This window comes from Arthrobacter sp. 05T423, assembly GCF_056396245.1.
The window spans coordinates 1-2,161 of the sequence record NZ_JBFTLC010000082.1 but is presented as its reverse complement, the minus strand read 5'-3'; the positions used below and the strand labels follow the sequence as shown (position 1 = coordinate 2,161).

The following is a 2,161-nucleotide window of genomic DNA, read 5'->3' as shown; positions in this document are numbered from 1 at the left end:
ATCGCAATGATCCGCCGCTCCCGCCGCACCGGCGTCCGCTGCGGGGAGCTGACGGGCCGGCTGGAACGGTCCTGCATCCCGTCCTCACCGTGGTCCCGGTAGCGGGCGGCCCAGCGCGCCGCTGTCGTAACCGACACCTGGAACCGTTCCGCCGCCCGGCGAAGGCTCCACCCGTCATCGACAACGCACCGGGCCAGCAGAAGCCGGCCCTTCGGCGTCAGGAGCGCGTTAGCATGGGACATTGAAGACCTCCTTGTGGATCGGACTCTTAGACAAGCCCCCACTCCACTCGGAGGTCTTCTTTTTGTCACCTAACCACGCCGAGTGTTCCTAACGTCCGTGGTCAATACAGCTAGACATCAGCGACCAGCTCACCACCCCGGAAATTGAGGAGTTTGCGAACCTTGATTGCTGGTCTTTCCGCCAAGGGTGTCAGGCGGGTGCGTTGACGAGTGCGTCCAGGGCATGGAGAACCGGAAATAGCGCTTCCCGTGCACGGCCTGACGAACCGCAGGGCACACCTATCCGACGATCCCGACAGAGTCCGTGCAGCTGTTCTTAGGTGGCGTGGGACGGGCCTGGGATGCTGGCTTTGGAGAACCCAGACACCGGGATCTGGGTGCGAATTCCAAGCTCACGCCCAGCATCACGACGTAGATTCTGGAGTACCGGGGCGCCGGGACAGTTGCCCTCGAAGCGGCCCGGTCCAGCCACCCGCAGTCTGCGGATGGCTGATCAAAAACGCGGACAGAAGTGGTTGATAGGTCTCCACGCGTCACGTGATCGCCAGTGCTGCCCCAACACGATGCGGGAGCAACAAATGACTATGATCCAACCAACACGGCCACTCAAGGCCAAGGCCGCGCTGGTTTCCACTGTTTCACTCGGGCTGCTTGCCGGCCCCATCGCCTTCGCGGCACCGGCCCAGGCTGCAGATCATACGAAGCACGACACCTGCACCGTCACGGCGCAGAAGCCGGACGCCGACAAGACGAAGCACGACCGGAAGTTCGTGAAGGTCGATTTCTCATTCAAGATCCACTGCGACACCTACACGAAGGTTTACTTCAACCAAAAAATGTTCCAGCAACAGGGCAAGTGGTACAAGCAGATCGGGTCTGCCGACGGTTCAGTATCGGTCCGTGGCACCACATACCTCTCCACCCACGCGAAGGTATGGGCCGACCACAACGACAGGTCCGTAAAGGTCTACCAAACGGTCAAAATCCGCTTCAAGGACGATTCCAAGCACGGCTCTTCCTGGACTTATGACCAGGACACCAGCCCCACCGCCAACATCCGCATCTGGTAACCCAGCCCACCCGTAGTCCTGACACCGGACACGTATAAGCACGATTGCGGCACGCAAGTGCCGCAATCGTTGAGTGGGAGTGCGTCTACACCCTGAGTGCGGCAGGCGCGAAGACTGCGCCGCAGGAAAACAGGACCACCTTTGGACAGCGGCCGAACATCAGTCACTGAACAACCGGATCTCAGGCCCGGACTTGCGCGGCATCATGAACGGGCAGGGCGGCCGATTACAATCAGTGGACCCCCTTCCCCGACCGGGAGAGATGCAGATTCAGTGAGGCAGGCCGATGGACAGCGCACCGACCACAACCACCACCTCACCGTTGTTTGGGCAACCCCCGGGGCAGCGGCCGGTTCCTGGGTTTCAGCCCCCGGCGACCCGGCCCGCCCCCGCAGGGGGCCTCCCGCCCGTCAGCGTCCAGCCCCTGCCAGGGGCGACTCCCCCGGCAGTTCCAGAGCATCGACCCGACCCTGCAGCCGACCAGCCCCCGACCAAGAGAAAGCGATGGCCGCGGTGGCTGTGGAGGATCCTCGCTGTCCTGCTCGCCCCGGTTCTCCTTCTCCAGGTGTATGCGTTCATCGTCGAGGCCGGATATACCGCCCCCAGGACGGCCTACATGCTCCAGTCCAAGGAGCACGTCGTCTACCAGTTCGTCTCGCTGGACCACATGAGCCGCTTCCTGCTGGCGTCCACGATCGCCCACGAGGATGAGCGGCTCGGTTCCCGCGCCGGCGCCTTCGACTGGGCGGACCTGCAAGCCCGTGCCGCGGCCTACATGCGTGGTGAACCAGACCCCAGCGGGTCTACCATCCCCCAGCAGCTCGTCAAGAACATGTTCCTGTGGGAGGA

3 protein-coding genes are annotated in these 2,161 nt (G+C 63.0%); 2 read left to right on the top strand and 1 reads right to left on the bottom strand.

What is annotated here, in order from left to right; translation table 11 throughout:
- A partial coding sequence (locus tag AC1DFE_RS23965) for a leucine zipper domain-containing protein (protein ID WP_476908319.1) occupies window positions 1-242 on the bottom strand: 242 nt, incomplete at its 3' end.
- Between the two features lie 578 nt (window positions 243-820).
- On the opposite strand from AC1DFE_RS23965, the gene AC1DFE_RS23960 reads away from it, so the two are divergent.
- Window positions 821-1,312: a hypothetical protein gene (locus AC1DFE_RS23960; RefSeq protein ID WP_476908318.1), complete on the top strand. Its 492-nt coding sequence runs from the start codon at window positions 821-823 to the stop codon at window positions 1,310-1,312.
- A gap of 616 nt (window positions 1,313-1,928) precedes the next feature.
- A partial coding sequence (locus AC1DFE_RS23955; RefSeq protein WP_476908317.1) for a transglycosylase domain-containing protein occupies window positions 1,929-2,161 on the top strand: 233 nt, incomplete at its 3' end.